The 21,310-nt window shown below is 46.1% G+C and carries 18 protein-coding genes; 9 read left to right on the forward strand and 9 right to left on the reverse strand.

Annotation, left to right across the window (positions count from 1 at the left end; genetic code table 11):
- Positions 1 to 626 precede the first annotated feature (626 nt).
- The 5 genes from F7Y48_RS07140 to F7Y48_RS07160 all read left to right on the forward strand — a co-directional run bounded on the left by F7Y48_RS07140 (position 627) and on the right by F7Y48_RS07160 (position 6,988).
- Positions 627 to 1,481: an MIP/aquaporin family protein gene (locus F7Y48_RS07140; RefSeq protein ID WP_046875005.1), complete on the forward strand. Its 855-nt coding sequence runs from the start codon at positions 627 to 629 to the stop codon at positions 1,479 to 1,481.
- Between the two features lie 59 nt (positions 1,482 to 1,540).
- Positions 1,541 to 3,058 (forward strand): glycerol kinase GlpK, encoded by a 1,518-nt coding sequence (glpK, locus tag F7Y48_RS07145; RefSeq protein ID WP_006742415.1) that lies wholly within the window; start codon positions 1,541 to 1,543, stop codon positions 3,056 to 3,058.
- Positions 3,059 to 3,217: 159 nt separating this feature from the next.
- Complete coding sequence (locus F7Y48_RS07150) at positions 3,218 to 4,009, forward strand: DeoR/GlpR family transcriptional regulator (RefSeq protein WP_006742414.1); 792 nt, start codon at positions 3,218 to 3,220, stop codon at positions 4,007 to 4,009.
- Between the two features lie 176 nt (positions 4,010 to 4,185).
- Positions 4,186 to 5,745 carry a glycerol-3-phosphate dehydrogenase gene (glpD, locus tag F7Y48_RS07155; protein ID WP_167426288.1) on the forward strand — a complete coding sequence of 520 codons (1,560 nt, stop codon included), beginning with the start codon at positions 4,186 to 4,188 and terminating at the stop codon, positions 5,743 to 5,745.
- A 289-nt stretch (positions 5,746 to 6,034) separates the two neighbouring features.
- On the forward strand, positions 6,035 to 6,988 hold the full coding sequence (locus tag F7Y48_RS07160; protein WP_012841472.1) for a CorA family divalent cation transporter: 954 nt from the start codon (positions 6,035 to 6,037) through the stop codon (positions 6,986 to 6,988).
- Between the two features lie 72 nt (positions 6,989 to 7,060).
- On the opposite strand, the gene F7Y48_RS07165 is transcribed toward F7Y48_RS07160, so the two are convergent.
- A complete protein-coding gene (locus F7Y48_RS07165) occupies positions 7,061 to 8,245 on the reverse strand; it encodes an NnrS family protein (RefSeq protein WP_316682971.1) in 1,185 nt (394 codons plus the stop codon).
- A gap of 184 nt (positions 8,246 to 8,429) precedes the next feature.
- Here F7Y48_RS07165 and F7Y48_RS07170 point away from each other — a divergent pair, with 184 nt between their 5' ends.
- Positions 8,430 to 8,981: a gamma-glutamylcyclotransferase family protein gene (locus F7Y48_RS07170; RefSeq protein ID WP_104974861.1), complete on the forward strand. Its 552-nt coding sequence runs from the start codon at positions 8,430 to 8,432 to the stop codon at positions 8,979 to 8,981.
- Positions 8,982 to 9,019: 38 nt separating this feature from the next.
- Here the strand turns inward: F7Y48_RS07170 and F7Y48_RS07175 are convergent, their stop codons facing one another.
- Entirely contained in the window at positions 9,020 to 9,616 is a 597-nt protein-coding gene (locus tag F7Y48_RS07175) for an outer membrane beta-barrel protein (RefSeq protein ID WP_048625919.1), read from the reverse strand.
- Between the two features lie 145 nt (positions 9,617 to 9,761).
- The gene (locus F7Y48_RS07180) at positions 9,762 to 10,094 is read right to left on the reverse strand and encodes a tRNA-binding protein (protein WP_005494151.1); all 333 of its coding nucleotides are present in this window, start codon (positions 10,092 to 10,094) and stop codon (positions 9,762 to 9,764) included.
- 176 nt (positions 10,095 to 10,270) lie between these two features.
- Between F7Y48_RS07180 and F7Y48_RS07185 the strand changes: the two genes are divergently transcribed.
- Positions 10,271 to 11,269: a substrate-binding domain-containing protein gene (locus tag F7Y48_RS07185; protein WP_140371753.1), complete on the forward strand. Its 999-nt coding sequence runs from the start codon at positions 10,271 to 10,273 to the stop codon at positions 11,267 to 11,269.
- Positions 11,270 to 11,359: 90 nt separating this feature from the next.
- Here the strand turns inward: F7Y48_RS07185 and F7Y48_RS07190 are convergent, their stop codons facing one another.
- The gene (locus F7Y48_RS07190) at positions 11,360 to 12,748 is read right to left on the reverse strand and encodes an MFS transporter (protein ID WP_316682972.1); all 1,389 of its coding nucleotides are present in this window, start codon (positions 12,746 to 12,748) and stop codon (positions 11,360 to 11,362) included.
- A 70-nt stretch (positions 12,749 to 12,818) separates the two neighbouring features.
- Positions 12,819 to 13,889 (reverse strand): cellulase family glycosylhydrolase, encoded by a 1,071-nt coding sequence (locus tag F7Y48_RS07195; RefSeq protein ID WP_316682973.1) that lies wholly within the window; start codon positions 13,887 to 13,889, stop codon positions 12,819 to 12,821.
- 225 nt (positions 13,890 to 14,114) lie between these two features.
- Between F7Y48_RS07195 and F7Y48_RS07200 the strand changes: the two genes are divergently transcribed.
- Positions 14,115 to 15,140, forward strand: a complete 1,026-nt coding sequence (locus tag F7Y48_RS07200) for a LacI family DNA-binding transcriptional regulator (RefSeq protein WP_316682974.1) — start codon at positions 14,115 to 14,117, stop codon at positions 15,138 to 15,140.
- 70 nt (positions 15,141 to 15,210) lie between these two features.
- Here F7Y48_RS07200 and galM read toward each other — a convergent pair whose 3' ends face one another.
- The 4 genes from galM to galE form a co-directional block, all read right to left on the reverse strand.
- On the reverse strand, positions 15,211 to 16,275 hold the full coding sequence (gene galM / locus F7Y48_RS07205; protein ID WP_316682975.1) for a galactose-1-epimerase: 1,065 nt from the start codon (positions 16,273 to 16,275) through the stop codon (positions 15,211 to 15,213).
- A 9-nt stretch (positions 16,276 to 16,284) separates the two neighbouring features.
- Positions 16,285 to 17,445 (reverse strand): galactokinase, encoded by a 1,161-nt coding sequence (gene galK, locus F7Y48_RS07210; RefSeq protein WP_316682976.1) that lies wholly within the window; start codon positions 17,443 to 17,445, stop codon positions 16,285 to 16,287.
- 109 nt (positions 17,446 to 17,554) lie between these two features.
- Positions 17,555 to 18,607 carry a UDP-glucose--hexose-1-phosphate uridylyltransferase gene (locus F7Y48_RS07215; protein ID WP_025570897.1) on the reverse strand — a complete coding sequence of 351 codons (1,053 nt, stop codon included), beginning with the start codon at positions 18,605 to 18,607 and terminating at the stop codon, positions 17,555 to 17,557.
- Positions 18,608 to 18,689: 82 nt separating this feature from the next.
- On the reverse strand, positions 18,690 to 19,709 hold the full coding sequence (galE, locus tag F7Y48_RS07220; protein WP_316682977.1) for a UDP-glucose 4-epimerase GalE: 1,020 nt from the start codon (positions 19,707 to 19,709) through the stop codon (positions 18,690 to 18,692).
- Between the two features lie 379 nt (positions 19,710 to 20,088).
- Between galE and ebgR the strand changes: the two genes are divergently transcribed.
- Entirely contained in the window at positions 20,089 to 21,075 is a 987-nt protein-coding gene (gene ebgR / locus F7Y48_RS07225) for a transcriptional regulator EbgR (protein WP_316682978.1), read from the forward strand.
- The last annotated feature ends 235 nt before the right edge of the window (positions 21,076 to 21,310 follow it).

The raw sequence follows: 21,310 nt of genomic DNA on the forward strand, positions 1-21,310 counted from the left end.
CGAATAAGAACACAAATTAACCGTAAAAAGGGTGTTTCACATCCATCCTTGTTACGCGACACAACTAAATAACTAAAAAGATGAAAAATGTTCGCGCTTAGTATCAAACGAAATAACAAAACTAATGTTATCTGAACTCAAACCTAGACAGTGATTCACGAACACAAGACATAAACCGCGTTTATTTTCCTCTCCATTTTCATAATTAACACTAATTTGGATAACAAGTTCCTCTCGAGATATAAACATAGCAACGCATTTTCTTATATCACCGCTAGTCCTTGATGTACTTGACCTCGCCTTACCTCTTTAGGGTTAATTACTACGCAAAATCTGAGTAATAAATCCCCAAGCACGTAGCAGCTTCACAAAACTCCTCTTACCAGTTGTGCATTCTTTTTCACATCGGTAATTTGATCGCTTCCAAAACACACTTCGTAGCAAAGAAGTTCTTTTCGTTGTTTTCTTTTTCGATTAAAAGATGCGCCATTTAACAAAAACGAAGACTTTGATTAACAATTTTATGCTCAAACGCTCATTTTTAACGCGCGTTTGTTTTCGCAAACGTTTATATGTGCACAATAGTATCGTGCTAGACAGGCAAAAATGATCAAAGGACTTTTAACATGACAACGAACAAACACCCCTCTCTGCTCGGAGAATGTTTGGCCGAGTTTATCGGTACAGGACTACTTATCTTCTTCGGCGTAGGCTGTGTCGCAGCCTTAGTTCTAACAGGCGCATCATTTGGACAATGGGAAATCAGTATTGTATGGGGCCTAGGTGTCGCCATCGCTATTTACTGTACTGCCGGCGTTTCAGGCGCGCACATCAACCCAGCGGTAACCATCGCACTCGCTATGTTCCATGGTTTTGATAAGGCGAAAGTGGTGCCATACATCATCGCCCAAATGCTTGGCGCATTCTGCTCTGCTGCGTTGGTTTACAGCTTATACAGCAACCTTTTCACCGACTACGAAATCGCACATAACTTCGTCCGCAGTAGCCAAGATGCACTAGCAACCGCTGGTATCTTCTCAACCTATCCACATGCTTCCCTCTCTTTCTTTGGCGCTTTTGCTGTGGAATTCGTTATCACTGCCGTGCTGATGTTTGCGATTTTGGCTTTGGGCGATGAAAATAACGGCGCTGCACGAGGTGCAATGAACCCACTGTTAATCGGTATTTTGATTGCCGTGATCGGTGGTTCTCTTGGTCCACTAACTGGCTTCGCGATGAACCCTGCGCGCGACTTTGGACCGAAACTGTTCGCTTACTTCGCTGGCTGGGATTACGCTCTGACAGGTGCTAAAGACATTCCTTACTTTATCGTGCCTTTACTTGCTCCGATTGCAGGTGCGTGTTTTGGTGGTTGGTTGTATCCAAAAGCGATTGCGGCTTACCTTCCACAACAAGGCCACGGCTGTACAATTCCAAACCAATGTGAGACGGAAGAAGAAACAGAAGAAGCTAGAGCTTAAAACTGACGCAACTCGAACATTTACTAAAATATAAATAACGAAACAAAAGGATTCTTACCATGACTGAGCAAAAATACATTGTTGCCCTAGACCAAGGTACGACAAGCTCTCGCGCAGTAATTCTTGATCATGACGCGAACATCGTAAGCGTCGCACAGCGCGAATTTACTCAGATTTATCCAGAGGCAGGTTGGGTAGAACATGACCCAATGGAAATCTGGGCAACACAAAGCTCTACGTTGGTAGAAGCTCTAGCTAAGTCTGGCATCCGTAGCGACCAATTGGCGGCTATCGGTATTACTAACCAGCGTGAAACTACCATCGTCTGGAATAAAGAAACAGGAAAACCCGTTTACAATGCGATCGTATGGCAATGTCGCCGTACTGCTGACATCTGTGAAGATTTAAAAGCGCGTGGTCTAGAAAACTACGTACGTGACAACACAGGTTTGGTGCTTGACCCTTACTTCTCAGGTACCAAAGTGAAATGGATTCTGGACAATGTTGAAGGCGCGCGCGAAGACGCAGAAGCAGGCAAGCTGTTGTTCGGTACCGTCGATACTTGGTTAGTTTGGAAGATGACTCAAGGCCGCGTTCACGTGACCGACTACACCAACGCATCGCGTACAATGCTATTTAACATCAACGATCTATGTTGGGATCAGAAAATGTTAGATGAGCTTGGTATCCCAGCATCTATGATGCCAGAAGTAAAACGTTCATCGGAAGTTTACGGTAAGACCAACATTGGTGGTAAAGGCGGTACTCGTATTCCTATTTCTGGTATTGCTGGTGACCAACAAGCTGCGCTTTACGGCCAAATGTGTGTTGAAGCGGGTCAGGCGAAAAACACTTACGGCACGGGTTGTTTCTTGCTAATGAATACGGGCCAAGAAAAAGTCACTTCGACGCACGGCCTACTGACAACTTTGGCTTGTGGTCCGAAAGGTGAGCCTGCTTATGCGCTTGAAGGTGCCGTATTCATGGGTGGTGCTTCTATCCAATGGCTACGTGATGAATTAAAAATCCTGAACGGTGCAGAAGACTCTGAATATTTCGCAACCAAAGTGGATACCTCAAACGGCGTTTATGTCGTGCCTGCCTTTACTGGTTTAGGCGCACCATACTGGGATGCCTACGCACGTGGCACGATTGTCGGCCTTACTCGCGGCGTGAACTCAAACCACATTATCCGTGCGACTTTGGAAGGCATCGCTTACCAAACTCGTGACGTACTGGATGCGATGCAAGCCGACTCAGGAATTAAACTTGCGAATCTTCGCGTCGATGGCGGTGCGGTAGCGAACAACTTCCTAATGCAGTTCCAATCCGATGTATTGAATACAGAAGTACACCGCCCTCAAGTAACAGAGGTTACCGCTCTTGGTGCAGCATACCTTGCAGGCCTTGCCGTGGGTTACTGGGACAGCATTGACGAGTTGCAGAATAAAGCGGTGCTTGATCGCACCTTTGAGCCGCACGATGATGAAGAAAAACGCAATCGTCGTTACAAGGGTTGGAAACGCGCAGTGAAATGTGCGCAAACCTGGTCTGAGCTTCACGACGAAGAAGATTAATCTCACCTCCATACGAAAAAAGAGCGCCATTTGTGCGCTCTTTTTTGCGCTTTGCCCCTGATTCCTGAACTCGCTTACTTCTCACAACGCGCAAATTCGAGCACAATAGAGCTTCGAATTTGAAGCATTGGCCGTTACCAATGCACAAGGGAGTGGTAAGTGAAGCAAATACCTCGACACCAACAGATTGTTGAGTTGGTGAAAAAACAAGGCTATGTCAGCACGGATGAGTTGGTAGAAAGATTCAATGTCAGCCCACAAACCATCCGACGCGATCTTAATGAACTCGCCGACGACAACAAAATTCGTCGTTATCACGGTGGTGCAACCATCCCTCTCAGTTCTGAAAACACATCTTACAACACGCGTAAAGCGCTCAACTTCAATGAAAAAGATGTCATTGCAGACGAGGTGGTCAAGCACATTCCTGATGGCGCGACTCTATTTATTGATATCGGCACCACACCAGAAGCGGTTGCGCGAGCGCTCAATAAAAACCATAAACAGCTACGCGTGGTTACCAACAATATCAACGTGGCAACCATTCTCTTCCCCAACCCAGAGATCAAAGTCATCTTAGCTGGCGGTGAAGTTCGAAGTCGCGATGGCGGCATTGTTGGAGAAGCCACTCTCGACTTCGTTAAACAGTTCCGTCTCGACTTTGGCATTCTTGGCATCAGTGGTATCGACTTTGATGGTTCACTGCTGGATTTTGATTATCACGAAGTAAGAGTCAAACAAGCGATCATCGACAACAGCCGCAGTGTATTTCTTGCCGTCGACCACACCAAGTTCGGGCGCAATGCCATGGTGAAGCTAGGCAATATCGCTCAGCTCAACATGATCTTTACCAACAAGCAGCCACCAGAAGAAATCTTGTCGATTTTAAAAGAAGCTTCAATTCCACTTGAAGTCGTTGAAGCGAACGAGACAAACTTCGAAAACGAGTAGTTTCAATCATTAATTTGCCTCTCAAATGACCTCTGTCTTAATTAGGCAGAGGTTTTTTTGTGCCTAAATCACACAAAACGCTCACAAACGAAAATAATAGATGATCACAAACGAAACCTAAGCTAGGATTAGATCATGTTCTAAAATGCTCGTTCGCTCACCAAGAGGTCAAATTTATGAGTATACAAAAAAATGCTTCCACTACTAGCTCATCCACTACCTTAGACTTGATCGTAATTGGTGGCGGCATTAACGGGGCTGGTATTGCGGCAGACGCAGCTGGCCGCGGTTTGAGTGTTGGCTTATACGAAGCAAGTGACTTTGCGTCCGCTACTTCTTCGGCAAGTTCTAAACTGATCCACGGCGGTTTACGCTACCTTGAACACTACGAGTTTCGTTTGGTTTCGGAAGCGCTCGCAGAGCGTGAAGTTATTCTTCGCAAAGCGCCTCACGTTGCCCTACCAATGCGTTTCCGTTTGCCTCATCGCCCATTCCTACGTCCAGCTTGGATGATTCGCTGTGGTCTGTTCCTTTACGATAACTTGGGTAAACGTACGACTCTGCCAGGCAGCAAAACAGTCAACTTAGCGAAATCGGGCTTGCTAAAACCAGAAATGAAAACCGGTTTCGAATACTCTGACTGTTGGGTTGATGACGCGCGTTTAGTATTACTTAACGTTCTGGCTGCTCGTGAAAACCATGCAGAAGTACGTAACTACTGCCGCGTAGAAAAAGCACACCGTGAAGGTGGTATCTGGCATGTCACAATTCATGACGTGATGACAGACCAACGTTTCGAACGCAAAGCAAAAGCACTAGTAAACGCAGCTGGCCCTTGGGTAAAACAGTTCTTTGATGATGGATTAGAGCAAGCCTCTCCTCGTAACATTCGCTTAATCAAAGGCTCGCACATCGTTGTTCCTCGTATCCACAACGAACCGCAAGCCTACATTCTTCAAAACAAAGACAACCGCATCGTATTTATGATTCCTTACTTAGATAAGTTCTCAATCATTGGTACAACAGATGTGGAATACAAAGGTGACCCACGCGAAGTGGCAATCTCAGATGACGAAGTCGATTACCTCATCGACATCGTAAACCAACACTTTGTCCACCAGCTGACTCGCGAAGATGTGGTTTGGACATACAGCGGTGTTCGTCCTTTATGTGACGATGAATCTGACTCTCCGCAAGCGATCACACGAGACTACACGCTAGAACTCGATGCGGAATACGACCATGCACCTCTGCTTTCTGTCTTTGGTGGTAAGCTGACGACCTACCGTAAGCTGGGTGAAGCGGCAATGAAAAAGCTGGCTCCTTTCCTACCAGAGATGGGAAGCGACTGGACGGCAAATCAAACCCTACCTGGTGGTAACTTCAGCTGTAGTCGTGAACAATTAGCGAAACAAATTCATGCTAAATACGCTTGGGCGCCAGAAGCATTGATTCTTCGTTACGTGACACAATTTGGTACCCAAACTTGGAACTTAATGGAAGGCACAGCAAGCGAAGCTGACCTTGGACACGCGTTCTCATCGCAAGCCGGCGGTGTTTACCAACGTGAGATCGACTACTTAATGAACCATGAAATGGCAATGACCGATGAAGACATTTTGTGGCGTCGTACCAAACTTGGTCTGTACATGAACGATGAAGAAAAGCAGGCTTTATCGGACTATTTAAAAGAAAAGCTACAACAGAAAGTGGTTAATCTTTCTCAAGTTGGCTAACTGCTCCTCCCCCCCCCCCCACTAGAAAGCCTGCCTCGCTGCAGGCTTTTTTATTTTGCTGTTTTTACACCACACTTTGGCTTGCTTCACTTGATTACAAATAAGAGCAACTATTCATAGACATTTAGCGTTAAATGCAATCATACTCATTTAAATAATTATCCCTGAATAACTTCATGGAGCTAGGTTCAGAACGTTATCACTGATGCATTTCACGGAAAATAATACAGCGGAAGAGCACAGGCTCTTTCCGAGTTATTTGGGGAAAGGCTCAGACAAGGAAAAGAAAATGGGTTTTATGATTGAACATTGGGATTTTTCAACCCCAGAAGCAACTCAGCAATCCACAACGGCGGAGCAGATTCAAGCCAAACATTGGTACCATTGTGAACGGCTGCATCCCGATATTCGTGGCTGGCTAGAGCAAAACCAAGTACCACGTGCCACTGTTGATCACCTGTTAGCCGACGAGAGCCGACCGTCTTTCCACCCTTTGGATGACGAGAACTTCATGTTGATTTTACGAGGCGTCAATATGAATGGCGATGCTTCACCAGAAGACATGCTCAGTATTCGAATTCTCTATTTTCAAGGCGCACTGATTTCAACACGTAAGATCCCATCGCGTGCCATCATGGAAATTCGTCAAGCATTGGCGGAACACAAAGGTCCGAAAAGCCTTGCTGGTTTACTTCATCAGATTATTGAAGGATTAAATAGCAAAATAGACGTTTACCTCGATACGATTGAAGAGACGTTAAACCAGTTTGATGTGAATGATGAATCGACGTACAAGCATATGGCGACTCAAAAAGCGCTTATCTCCATCAAACGTTTTATTCGCCCTCAGCAATATGCTATTCGTGATCTCGTTGAATCAGAGTCCGAGTTGGTGGCTTTAAGGCCCCATCAATATCGCTTCGCCCACAATAATATTACGCGCATAAATGAAACACTTGAGTTTTATCTTGGAGAAGTCGCTCTCTTTCAAGAAGAAATCAAACATCATCGTGACGAGAAAACTAATAAAAATAGTTATCTATTTACCTTGGTGGCGACTATTTTCTTGCCAACCAGCTTCCTAACAGGTTTGCTTGGCATCAACATTGGCGGTATGCCAGGCGTGGAATCCGCCATGGCGTTCACCTGGTTCTGTATCGCTTTAATTGTCATCTTTGCTCTAGAGTGGTGGCTATTCAAACGTTTGGGGTTCACGAATAAAACGGACGACGAAGACGAATAAGCGCTAATCCTATAAAGAACAAAAATCAAAAGAGGAGCGCGCGGCTCCTCTTTCTCTACTCACATTAGAGCCCTATCCGGGATGACCATCAACGCGAGGTGTAATAAGCATCACGCCAAAGCGCCACACAAACAGGCCAAATGCGACAATCCATAACCCGCCGCTGATATCAATCCACAACATCATATTGGCAGGATCAAATATCACGGCAAAACTGCGAACCAAAGCTGCCGCGGTAATCGCCGCAAACGCAAAGCTCATGTTCGGACCTTTGTAGATCATGCGACCAGTATGTCCCATCGTCACGCGCGCGATCATCGCCAAAATCAAACCGCCTAATGCACCTATCGCAAACAGGTGAATCAGGTTATGGCTAGCAAATGCGTCTCCCCAAGCACCTCGTAAAATTAAGCTTAGTGGCAAACACAAATACGCAGCATGCAGCGACCACACTAAAGGCTCGCTCAGGGTTAACCAAGGTTTCCAGCGAACAAAACGCACCAACTGAGCAACTCCTGCAAACAGCATCAACGGATTGCCTAATTCTGCAAACGTCACAGGGAAAAAGCTCAGCACAAATAGCATTACCAACGGCAAGTTCGCGAACCATTCTAACCAAGCCAGTGGTTGCGCTTTTTCGAAATTAAATCGACGCGCAGTAAAGAATGGAATCACACGTCCGCCCATGACCGACAATAACAGCGTAAACCACCACAACATCGCCTGCCATACAGCAGAAGAGCTAAACGGCGGCATGCCTTTTATTGTTGCGTAGCTTGCAAAGTTAGCAAAAATGGCCAAAAGAAACAGCGGCACAAAAAACAGATTACGCCAACCTTTGGCTCGATAAACACGAATGCCTACCTCATAGGCAACAAACAACAAAAATACCGCTTCAATGCTGCTGGTTAACCATAACGGCGCTGACGTCCAAAGCAATATTCGGGGCGCGAGCCATAAGCCAAATAAGACCAAAAGCGTGTAATGCTTGGTGCCATTAATGCCAGTCCAGTTTTGTACCGCGGTCAGTACAAAACCAACCACAATCGCCATCGAAAAGCCGAACAACATTTCATGTACGTGCCACCATAATGCCGGTACAGCTAATGCGTTTGGCTGTCCGCTCTGGAACATCCACACCCACAACGCGATCGCAACAATGGCGTAAATCGACCCAAACAGGAAAAACGGCCGAAAGCCTAATCGCAGCCATGCGGGGATTTTTTCTTCCACTTTTTTATCGGTGATATTCAGCATTATCTTGCCCTCAAGCGTCTCTCGATGCTGGTTAACTCAACTACAATATTGATGCTACCATAAACATGCATGAAAAATACATGTTAATAGTTAAGATTATACTTAAGAGGTAAAGTTGTGCTTCAGAGGCGGGTTAGGTATAAACGGTGAGAGACACAACCATCAGTTAAGGGATGCAACGAAGATGTACATATTTGGCTATGGCAGTTTGATTAATTCTGCGTCACGTAAGTTAACCGGACAAACGGGAGAAGCCATTCCCGTCATTGCTCATGGACTAGTGCGCTACTGGGGAAAGATTGATGACAGCTACACTCTGTCTCCTCTGGTTGTAAACCAAGGCGATGGGCAGGTCAACGGCGTTTTACTCGAAGTGAATGAAGAAGCTCTCGCAGAATTCGATCGCCGTGAGCGTGGTTATCATCGTATTCAAATTCAGCCAGAGCAAATCGAAACGGACGCGAACTTTAACCAAGAACATAGCATCTGGGTTTACGTAAAAGACGAGCCATTACCACCGTGCGTAAAAAGCCCAATCATGCAAAGCTATGTCGATACCGTGCTAGCAGGTTGCTTGGAAGTATCTCATGCGTTTGCAGAGCATTTTGTGCGTCACACCATTGGCTGGCAACACGCAAAAGAAAATGACCGCCACCAACCTAAATATGGCAACCTTGCAGGCGTGCAAGAGCATCATTACGAGTTGATTGATAATCTAATCAAAAAAGGAGCCTAACGGCTCCTTTTTAGTATCTATGTTTTGCTTATGCGAGCTTAAAACTTGTAATCAACGCCAACGTACAGGCTGTCAAAATCAAATTCAAGATCGCCACCACCTTCAACATCGATGGTTACTGTAGAAGCACGGTAGCCACCAGAAACAACCAGACCTGAAGCAAATTCATAACCCACTTCAGCACCATAGTTAAAACCAGCATCGCTACCATCAGTCTTACCAGTGAGACCAGAAAGGTTTGATTTTGCCTCTAAATCAACCCCCGTTACACCTAGACCAACAACAGCACCAACATAAAAACCAGTGCCAGAGAATTGGTACTTAGGTTTAGCATTAAGGTTGAATGAATAACCTTCAACAGTAGCTTCTAACCAATTACCCGCGCCCGATGCTTTTTCTTCGAAGCTACCGTAGTAAATGTACTCACCTTCTAAAGCCAATTTGAAGTTTTCTGAATATTGCAGCTCTTTACCTACCGCAATACCCAAACCTGTAGCTGAAGAGCTGTAAGAGTGACCTTCAACTTCAAGATCAGAGTTAAGAATATCTGCGCCAACATACCAGTTACCTTTTGCTTGAACTGACGCTGAAGCAACCACTGCACCTAAAGCCAATAATGGCAATACTTTTTTCATTATAATTTCCTATTTTTTTCATACTGTTAAACAGTTTTTAAAGCGCGGAGATTATAAATAGAGTTGAATATATTCCTATTGATTTATTTATAAAATGAGACACAAAACATAAACACGAACAATAAAACGTTTGCTTGATTAAACTCTAAACAATTCTCACCCCAGTCGGCATCGCTCTTTCTGGCGTAAGCAACACACTTTCGGATTCATCATCCGTTTCTGCGCACAACAACATACATTCTGAGGTTTCGCCGCGCATTTTGGCTTTGGCAAGATTACACAACACGACCACTTGTTTGCCCATCAACTCTTCCTCGGTGTAATAAGGTACTAAGCTGGTTACGGTTTGCAGTGTTTTTTCACCAATATCAATTTGCACAATATACAGCTTGTCTGCATTTTGATGACGAGCCACTTCAATGATTTTTCCGGTACGAATTTCTAATTTGGCAAAATCAGAGTAAGCGATAGTTTCCATAATTAAAACCCCAGTAAAGTTTTACTAAAAAGATAACGTTTACACTATCAGTAAGCTTAATAAATACAAGTGGTAAAGATCTCATTTCCGAAAGCAAATCTTCTATCAAATTGCACTTATTACACAATGGGTGTTTAATACTTTCAGTCAAAATTTTTAGCCACTAAAGGTTCTATATGGCAACGATCAAGGATGTCGCGAAAGAAGCAGGTGTTTCGGTCGCAACGGTTTCTCGCGTGATCAACAAGTCCCCAAAAGCCAGTCAATCATCGGTAGAGTCGGTCACCAAAGCAATGAGCAAATTGGGTTACAGACCCAATGCCGCAGCTCGCGCACTGGTGAGTCAAAGCACAAATACCATGGGTGTGTTGGTGAGTGATGTGTCCGATCCTTTCTTCGGCACGCTGGTCAAATCCGTCGATAATGTCGCGCGCGAAAATGGCAAACATATCTTGATTGGCAACGGTTACCATAATCCAGAAGATGAGCGTCAAGCCCTAGAATTACTGATCAACAGCCGTTGCGATGCAATAGTCATCCACTCGAAAGGCTTATCTGATGAGGAGCTAATTGGCTACGCCCAAGAAGTGAAAGGTATGGTGCTTATCAATCGTCATATCCCAGAACTGGCCGAACGCTGTATTTCCCTTGATAACCGCAAAGGAGCATTCCTCGCAACAGAATATTTGATTCGTCACGGGCATCGCAAAATCGCTTGCATTGCCTCATCCCACGATATCGAAGATACCGATGAGCGCTTGCAAGGTTACCAAGCCGCATTGAAAGAACATGGTATTGAACTCTCCAAAAGCTACATCGAATACGGTGAGCCCAACAGTGATGGTGGCGAAGTTGCGATGACCAACCTGTTAACCAAATCTTTGGAGATTACTGGAGTGGTGGCCTACAACGACTACATGGCCGCTGGCGCACTGGCAGTGTTGGATCAAAATGGCATTGACGTACCAAGTAAGGTATCTATGGTCGGGTTCGATGATGGCTTGATCGCCCGCTTTGTTCACCCTAGCCTGACCACTATTCGCTACCCAATCGAGATGATGGCAGAACGCGCCGCCCGTTTGGCTTTGGCGCTATCTCGTGACGAAAAAGTTGAAGACGAAACCATTATTTTTAGCCCAACTTTAGTACGAAGAAATTCTGTTGAGCGTTGTTGATGGTGGATAACCTGTAAATTGAAAACGAAAAGCCCGCTCAGGTTATTGAGCGGGCTTTTTCTTTGAGCACTTGTCGAGACGATATGGATTCTAGCTCAAGGCTTCGTTCGGTTTTGCAGACTTCACGTCAACGCCTTCCGCAAACTCACCACGATGTAATTTTTCTCGTAAAATCGCATGTTGGTCTTCGGTAAATGTGTAGCGAGACATAATAAAGATGCGCACTAAAGCTCCCAATGCGGGTAGCAACGCAATACAGAAGAACATGCCACTGAGCGCGGTTTCCGTTTGCGCCGCATTTGGTACATAGCCAATCATCGTCAAGATTACCCCCGTTAAGCCGCCCGCTACCGCAACAGAAAGTTTGCCTGTAAAGGTTTGTCCCGAGAACGTGATCGCCGCGGTACGTTTGCCACTGTGGTAGTACGAGTACTCTACTGTGTCTGCAATCATGGCCGAGATAAGAGGGTTGGTCATCATAAAGATGCCTGTAATCACCGCTAACCACGCCATCACGACCGTTGGATTATCATAGCCAGTAAAATAGAACCCAATGCGAGCGATGATCTCTAAAACACACAGCGCAATAAAGATGTCACGTTTTTTGAAACGCTTTGTCAGCACAGGCGTAGCCAAACACGCAATCGCACTTACCAAAGTGATGGTACCAATCAGAGAGACTAACCCTGCGTCACCCATGTTGTATGTGAAGAAGAAAATGTATAAGCCATTCACCAGATTGAAGAACACATTCATGAAAAACGCTGCCAGAATAAAAAACAACGGCTTGTTTTTACGAACGGCTTGAAAGGTTTGTTTTAGCGTGACTTTTTCACAGCTCTTCGTCGAGATGCGTTCTTTGGTGTTATAAAAACCGTTCAGCATGAAGAACAAACCCGCGATCATCAACACAATCACAGCTGGTAAGTAACCCTGATCTGCTCGGCCATCAGCGAAGTAAGCGCTCAGTTTCGGGAACACAACCAAAGTTGCACCAATACCTGCATTCACCCCTAACATGGCACAAGTTGCCGCTTTTGCTCGCTCTTGCGGTTCATCCGTCATAACAGAAGACATAGACCAAAACGGCACATCAGAAATTGTGTAAAGCGTACCCCAAAGAATGTAAGTGATACCGGCATACATCACTTTTGTCGATGTATCAGCATCGATGTTATAGAAAGCGGCAACCGTGACCAGAACAATCAGAACCGGCGTAAACAGCATGTAAGGGCGGAATTTACCAAAGCGAGAGTCTAACGTGTCCATGTATCCGGCAATGAGCGGATCATTCACCGCATCCCACACACGAGCAATCAAAAAAATCGTACTCGCCGCAATTGGAGAAATGCCCAAAATATCGGTATAGAAATAAAGAATAAAAGAGCCGACTAGACCAAAGCTAAAGCACTGGCCTATCCCATAGCCGAAGTAAGACATCAGCTCCTTATTAGTGAGTTTGTTTTGTAGAGTAGTCATTGTTCACGTCTCAATTGATTTTATTGTAAATAAGAAACCGACCCATTTCTCAGAGTCGGCTCACAGGCAATTAATCCACTTCTGCGAGTGTTTTGATCAATTGCACTTCGCTTGCGTCATACGGCTGTCCTTGCTCATCAAGCAGATCGTGGAACCATTGACTCGCATAGTTAGCATCGCTACGTTTTATCTCTGGCCAAGGCAGATGCGTTTGTGTTTTTCCTTTCACTAATCCCCACTGGTAGCAACCAATGTTTTTCTGTTTAAAGACAGGAAGCTGTTCGTGCATGTACGATTGCGCATGACGAGCAAGCCACTCAGTACACATCATTGGTCGGTTGTAGCTTTCTACAATTTCAACGGCTTTATGGAACAGATCGAGTGGTAAGTAAGCGTGGAAAGTAATGATGTCCGATAGCTCCATCGCTTTGCGATCGGTTGGGTGTTCATAAATCGGTAGGCTTCGGTCAAGAATGCTTGGCGCATGCCAAGCGCCAACGGTGAGAGGCTGAGTTGGGTTTTCTTCACGTGCCCACTCAAACGCTTTTTCCATCAGCTCATGGCTAAAGATTTCCATTTCTTCGTCATAAGCGATCTCACCCGTGGTGGTGAAAATCATTCGGTTGGTTGGCTCGTTATAGAGATCCCAAATAACGATTCGAGGGTCATTTTTGTAGGTAGAGATGATGTCGCGAATATACGCTTCGACCTCACCCCACATAGATTTGTCCATCACCACATTGCGACCAGGACTTGCTGCTGCTTGGCTGTTGTGCAAATCCGGTACGGGCGCTTTTTGTTCACCAAGATAAGGATGGTCGCCCGAAAAACCGCAGTCATCCATCGGCGTGAGCATCACTTTGATTTGATTGCGTTCGCAAATATCCAGAAAGCGCTCAATTCGCACATGTAAACCATCGCGATCCGCTTGCCAAACTATAAATGGTAAGTTGGTACGTAAAGTGTTGTAACCCACATCATGCGCCCAAGCTAACTCTTGCTCCATCACCTCAGGTGCAAAGGATTCCGCTTGCCACATCTCATTCCAGTTAACCGCTGTGCGCGGTAAATAGTTAAAGCCACGTAGCCAGCCATGCTCTTTTTGCCATTGCCACGCTTTCTCTTCCGACCATCTTTTCATCTTACTCACCTTAAAACTAAATTATTAACTAATAACATTAACTAATAATATTAGCTAATATATTAATTAATAATTTAATGACTAGATGTTCAAAGAATAAACGTGGTGAAAATCACAGCTTTTAAGTTGCTCTGACTTACTTTTGTGATCTTAATCTTTAAAGGATGATCCGAGCTTAATCTTTAGCTAATATCTTTAGCTAACGAAATTAAGTAAAAGAGCAGAATGGCTAAAAAAATCACCATGAGTGACATTGCGGCGGCGGCTGGCGTCTCTCAGTCGACCGTATCACTGGTATTGAATGGCTCAACTTCCGTAAAAATCGCGGAAGCGACCAAACGTAAAGTGCTCGAAACCGCAGAATCACTTGGCTACAAAAACAAAAAGGTTGCCCATGCTTTGGGACGCCCTAAAAAGATCGCATTGGTGATCAACGGCTTAACCAGTTATGACCCATTTATCGATGCCATCAATGCAGCGAGAGAAGAAGCGTGGTCGAACGACTACGTATTGGTGACGTTCAATTACAGCCATGATGAAGTGTTGGCAAGCAAGATTGAGTCGGAGATCAACGGCGGTGATTACGCAGGCTTGGTTTACGCATCTAGTATGACGCGAGAGTTGGGGCAGCAACGCGTCACAACTTCCTTACCGACTGTGCTGCTGAACTGCACCAACGAAGAACACACCGAAACGCCAAGTATTTTGCCGGCCGATATGATTGGAGCTTACAAAGCAGTTTCACACCTCACGACGCAAGGTTATCGTCGCATTGCCATGCTGTCTGGTGAAAGTTGGATGCTAGCCAGTAAGCAACGTGCCGATGGTTATCGTCAGGCTCTCATTGATGCAGACATCATTCCTAACTCAGAGTATTTAGTCGATGCAAACTGGTCGCTAAAAAAAGCGCACCAGCAAACACTCGCACTACTGAATATGGAGCAGCCGCCAGAAGCGATTTTCTGTGGCAGCGACTATATGGCAATGGGGTGCTACCAAGCGATAGCAGAGTTGGGGTTGAAGATTCCTCACGATGTTGCCGTTGTCGGTTACGATAATCAGCAAATCGCCTCTGAAAGCTTTCCAGCATTAACGTCGGTTGAACTGCCCTACTCAGACATGGGTAAACTCGCAATCGAATCGTTGATGGCACTGATTGAAGGGCAACCGTTGCTTTCTAACAAACGCAAAGTAGAGGGTGAGCTCATCGTTCGAACCTCTTCGACAAAAACAAAAAAGGTGGGCATGTAGCCCACCATAACACCCAAAGTCGTTGGAGTTGCATCGCTGCCGCTGCAAGTTCAAAGGGCAGAAGTGCTATCTAAAATTCAAACTGATAAGTAGTTTGATGCTGATAGCAATCCCCAGAGCTCAACACCCCATTGTTGAGTCCCCATTCTGGTTTGTTTGGCCCGTCTGGAAAGTACTGCGTTTCCAATGCTAGGCCGTCATAGCGTTCGTAAGTTTTACTTGCGCCGGGCGTACCGGCTAAGAAATTACCTGAATAGAACTGGATGGCAGGTTTGGTGGTTTTCACCTTCATCACCACATCTTCTTTTGGTGCAATTAAAACCGCAGTGACAGACACGCCATCGGTCACTCCAGGCGTGAATACAAAGGCGTGATCGTAGCCACCAGCAATTTTCTGATCTTGCTCGGCAAGAAATTCTTGGCCAATCGATTTTGGCTCGGTGAAGTCGAAACTGGTGCCTGAAACTGGCTTTTGTTCACCGGTAGGAATTAACCCCGCATCCGTTGGCAAGTAATGCCCAACATTGAGCTGTAAAGTATGATCCAAACTTTTCGCGCGGCTCGCCTCACCAGCCAAGTTAAAGTAAGCATGATTGGTTAAATTCACTGGCGATGTTTTGTCGGTCTTAGCATCATAGGCGATAGCTAGTTCATTCTCGTCAGTGAGCGTGTACGTCACCTTCACATCGAGGTTTCCCGGATAGCCTTGGTCACCGTCCGGGGAGCGAAGTGAAAAAGTGACCTGTTGATCATTTTGCTTTTCAACCTTCCAGCGGCGTTTATCAAACCCTTCCAGCCCACCGTGCAGTGAGTTTTCACCGTTATTGATACCAAGTTGATACTTCTCTCCGTCTATCTCAAAGTGCCCTTTCGCAATTCGGTTAGCAAAGCGGCCAACAATGGAACCAAAGTAAGCGTCTTGCTTCATGTGTTCAGCCATATTTGGTGAGCGCAACAACACTTCACGGTTTTCACCATTTACCGGTAATGTGCAACTCAACCACGTCGCACCGATATCCATAAACGACGCTGTCATACCATTCGCGTTAGTCAAATGAATCAGATTCGCAGTTTGGCCATCAAACGACGGCGTTTGCGCCATCGCTTGTTCTAGTTGTTGAAAATAGGCTTTCATCATCATTCCTTACAGCACTTCAACCAAGCCAGCACCATTTTTGGGTTGGCAGACATAAATCGACTCTTTTAAGCCCGTAGCCGCTTGGTACTTCGCTTCAACTGCCGCTTTCACGTCATCAACCAGTGCTGGCGGTACAAGTGCCACGATGCAGCCACCAAAGCCACCGCCAGTCATGCGCACGCCGCCTTGATCGCCGATCACCTCTTTGACTATCTCCACCAGCGTATCGATTTCTTTTACCGTGATTTCGAAATCATCGCGCATCGAGGCATGAGACTCGGCCATCAGCTCGCCCATACGCTTCATGTCGTGTGCTCGTAGCGCTTGCGCCGCTTCCACAGTACGATCGTTTTCTGTGATGACATGACGGGCACGTTTTGCCACCATTTCATCCAGCTCAGCGACTTTCTCGTTGAACTGATCAATCGTCACATCACGCAAAGCTTTCACTCCGAAAATACGCGCCGCTTCTTCACATTGCTGACGACGAGTGTTGTATTCGCTGTCGACCAAACCACGTTTTTTGTTCGAGTTGATGATCACGACGGCCATGTCTTCTGGCATAGAGACTGCTTCAGTTTCAAGGCTACGGCAATCTAATAGCATCGCATGATTTTCACGCCCTTCCGCTGAAATCATTTGATCCATGATGCCGCAGTTGCAACCGACGAATTCGTTCTCGGCTTGCTGACCGTTTAACGCGATTTCGGCTTGGCTGATTTCAAGGTTAAACAGCACTTTAAAGGTTTGACCGATCACCACTTCCAATGCCGCCGATGAGCTCAAACCCGCGCCTTGAGGTACGTTGCCGCTGACTGAAATATCCGCCCCAGTAAACTGGTAGCCGCGCGCCAGAAGACACTTCACCACGCCGCGAATGTAGTTCGCCCACATTTTGTCTTGCTGGAAGGTAATGGCTTGCGTGATATCGAATTCGTCCACTGCGTTGCCGTAATCGACCGCAACCACACGCACGATATTGTCTTCACGCTTTGCCGCCGCCACGACCGTTTGGTAGTTAATGGCACACGGTAGGACAAAACCATCGTTGTAATCGGTGTGCTCACCAATCAAGTTCACACGACCAGGCGCTTGAATAATATGGCTAGGTGCGTAGCCCAACACTTGCTCAAATGACGCTTTCACATTTTGGATAAGTTCAGACATAGGGACGTTCTCTTAAAATAGTAATTTGTGTGGGATAGCGCGTTGAGCCTAACTTTCTATCTGTAAAGTCGCGCTATCCCGTTATTCGTAATCAGTCCAATTTAAAGACTTAGCATTCTTTGTAGTGGACATCACTCACATCACGCAGACGCTGCGCCGCTTGCTCTGCGGTAAGGTCACGTTGGCTTTCTGCCAGCATTTCGTAGCCCACCATGAACTTACGAACCGTGGCACTGCGCAGCAGTGGCGGATAAAAAAGTGCATGAAGCTGCCAATGGTCGATGTCTGTGCCCTGGTCAAAAAACGGCGCGTAGTGCCAGCCCATCGAGTAAGGGAAAGAGCATTGGAATAAATTATCGTAACGGCTGGTCAGCTTCTTAATCGCTAGCGCTAAATCGTCTCGTTGCTCATCGCTGAGTTCGCTCATGCGACGAATGTGCGTTTTCGGCAACAACATGGTTTCGAACGGCCAAGCAGCCCAGTAAGGCACCACCGCCAGCCAGTGTTCGGTTTCCACCACGATGCGTGAGCCGTCTTTGAGTTCCGCTTGTACGTAATCCACCAGCAAGTTGCTGCCGTGCTCTTGGTAGTAGGCTTTTAGGTTGTGCTCTTTACGCTCGATTTCATTTGGTAAGAAGCTGTTCGCCCAGATTTGACCGTGTGGATGCGGCTGAGAACAGCCCATGGTTTCGCCTTTGTTTTCGAACGCCTGAACCCAAACGTACTCTTTGCCTAGCTCTTCAATTTGCTCATTCCATGTATCAATCACGCCACGAATTTTATCCACTGGCAGCTCCGGTAAGGTTTTGCTGTGATCTGGCGAGAAGCAAATCACTCGGCTCAAACCACGCACGCCTTGCGTTTTGAATAGCGGGTTGTTTGACTCCGGTGCATCTGGTGAATCCACCATCAGCGCAGCAAAATCGTTATTGAACACATAGGTGCCTTGGTAATCTGGATTAACATCGCCAGAGATACGTTCGTTGGTTGGACAAAGGAAACATTTACCGTCATAGCTTGGTAGCTCATCCAATGCGGGCTTTTCATCTGCGCCGCTCCAAGGGCGTTTTGCACGGTGAGGTGAAACCAAAATCCATTGCCCAGTCAGAGGGTTGTAACGGCGGTGTGGATGATCCACTGGGTTAAATTCGACATTCGACATGTTACTTACTCAACTCTTTAAAATTCTTCAAACTCAGCTTCCCAAAACCGTGAGAAGCGCAGATGGCAACGCGCGACTGCAATTACTCCGGGGAATAGCCACTAGGGTTATTTGACTGCCAGTGCCACGTATCGGCGGTCATTTCAGCCACCGTGCGTGTTGCTTTCCAACCTAGTTCACGCTCTGCTTTTTCCGTGCTTGCCCAACATTCAGCAATATCCCCAGGACGACGCGGGCATAACTCGTAAGGCACAGGTTTACCGCAAGCGGCCGCGAACGCATCCACCATCTCAAGTACGCTCGAGCCTTTACCCGTACCTAAGTTGTAAATGTGCAAACCCGATGTTTCCCCCACCGTTTTCAATGCCGCAATATGGCCGTCGGCCAAATCCATCACATGGATGTAATCGCGCACGCCAGTGCCATCAGGTGTTGGGTAGTCGCTACCGAATACCGCGAGTTTTTCTCGGCGGCCAACAGCGACTTGGGCGATAAATGGCATCAAGTTATTGGGAATGCCTTGTGGGTCTTCCCCCATACAGCCCGATGGGTGCGCGCCAACTGGGTTGAAGTAACGCAGTAAGGTGATGCTCCAGTCGTTTTCAGCATGGAACAGATCGCTTAAGTATTGCTCCACCATATATTTGCTACGTCCGTATGGGTTGGTGGTTGCGCCTGTTGGTGAATCTTCCGTAATCGGCACTATTTCTGGGTCACCGTAAACCGTTGCCGATGAACTGAATACGATGCTTTTCACGCCCGCTTTACGCATGCTGCGCGCCAACACCAATGAGCCATTGACGTTGTTGTCGTAGTACTCAAGTGGTTTTGCCACCGATTCGCCAACCGCTTTGAGGCCAGCAAAGTGGATCACAGCTTGGATGTCGTGCTGCGCGAATACCGTATCCAAAAAGGCTTCGTCACGGATGTCACCTTGGTGGAACGCAGGCTGCTTGCCTGTCAGCGCTTCAATACGGTTTAACACTTCCAGTTTGGCGTTACACAAGTTGTCGACGATGATAGGTTCTATTCCCGCTTCAATCATCTGAACGCAAGTGTGACTACCGATATATCCCATACCGCCTGTGACAAGAACTTTCACTTTTGCTTCTCCACGTTTGCTGCTTTCTGTTCACACCTCACTCTGATGCGCTAAAAGCCAATCGCCATTGCATCGAATCGGTACGCCCATTTCTTAACTGGCTAAAAGTCTAGCAACCAATCTCGATCCAGATCCGTGATCGAATTCAAATTGTGTAAACGCTTCCACAAAATTACACAAAAGCCTTATTTTAGATGCTGACTTTAGTTAAATTAAACCAGGAGGATGATGAGCAGTGAAGATGAGTCGAGCAGATACCGCTCTCTTGCGTGGATCGCACGATTTTACTAAAAGTTTGTGCATCCCTAAGTAGCTGTTTACAATAGCCAGATTATTGAGTTCTCACTTGGACTGTGAGCAATGCCAACGGGAAATGTACATGGCAACACTAAAAGATATCGCCACTGAAGCGGGCGTCTCACTTGCAACTGTATCGCGAGTTTTGAATGACGATCCGACGTTGAGCGTTAAAGAAGAGACCAAACGCCGCATTTTAGAAATCGCAGAAAAGCTGGAGTACCGCACCAGCAGCTCGAAGAAAGCCACCAAAGAAGCCAAGCAAAAACATCACTTTTTGGCCTTGTACAATTACAAACAAGAAGCAGAAGTGAATGACCCGTACTACCTGTCGATTCGTCATGGGATTGAAACTCAGTGCGACAAACTCGGCATTACGCTAACCAATTGCTACAACAGCGAAGTTGATGTTGAAACGCAAAAGATCACGGGTGTCCTTTTAGTCGGGAAAGTCGACCAAAAGGTGGTCAATAAGTTACCTAAACGCCTAGCCGATAGCATCTGTTACATTGACTTTTCAGATCCAACTAGTCCTTACGATTGCGTTGATATCGACCTTGTAAGAATCAGCAAGCAAGTGGTTGATTTCTTTGTACAACAAGGCTATGAACGCATCGGCTTTATTGGTGGACAAGACGAACCCAACACCGCAGACATTCGTGAAAATGCGTTTGTGGACTACGGCAGTCTAAAAGGTGTGGTTTCTGAAGACGACATTTATCGTGGCGATTTCTCTAGCTTGTCCGGTTATGACTTAGCGAAAGAGATGCTGACCAAAGGCGATTTCCCAAAAGCGATGTTCATTGCTTCGGACTCCATTGCGATTGGTGTGTTACGAGCAGTGCATGAGTTTGGTTTAAACATTCCTGATGATATTGCGCTGATCAGCGTGAACGACATTCCTACCGCGCGCTTTACCTTCCCTCCTCTATCTACCGTTCGTATTCATTCTGAAATGATGGGGATTCAAGGCGTGAACTTGTTAGTAGAAAAATACCGTGACGGACGCGCACTGCCCCTTCAAGTGTATGTTCCAAGCAAGCTCAAGCTACGCGGCACAACTCGATAAAAACACCCTCAAAACTGTTCAAATAAGGCACTGAATTTTCAGTGCTTTTTTATTTCTTCTTTTATTTTCTACCGAATTTTTACTGTTTTTACTTTCCCAAACAATCTAGAACGCATTCCTTTACGCTGATCACATCTTGCTCAACATTGGTCATTTAAAACGTGATCAAGTTAGAGTAAAACGTTTTCACTAATTTATTTTAGTAAAACTTTTACTAATATCTTTCTCAGATTAT

This window comes from Vibrio sp. 2-1-2a, from assembly GCF_032648565.1.
GTDB classification, from domain to species: Bacteria; Pseudomonadota; Gammaproteobacteria; order Enterobacterales; family Vibrionaceae; genus Vibrio; species Vibrio diabolicus.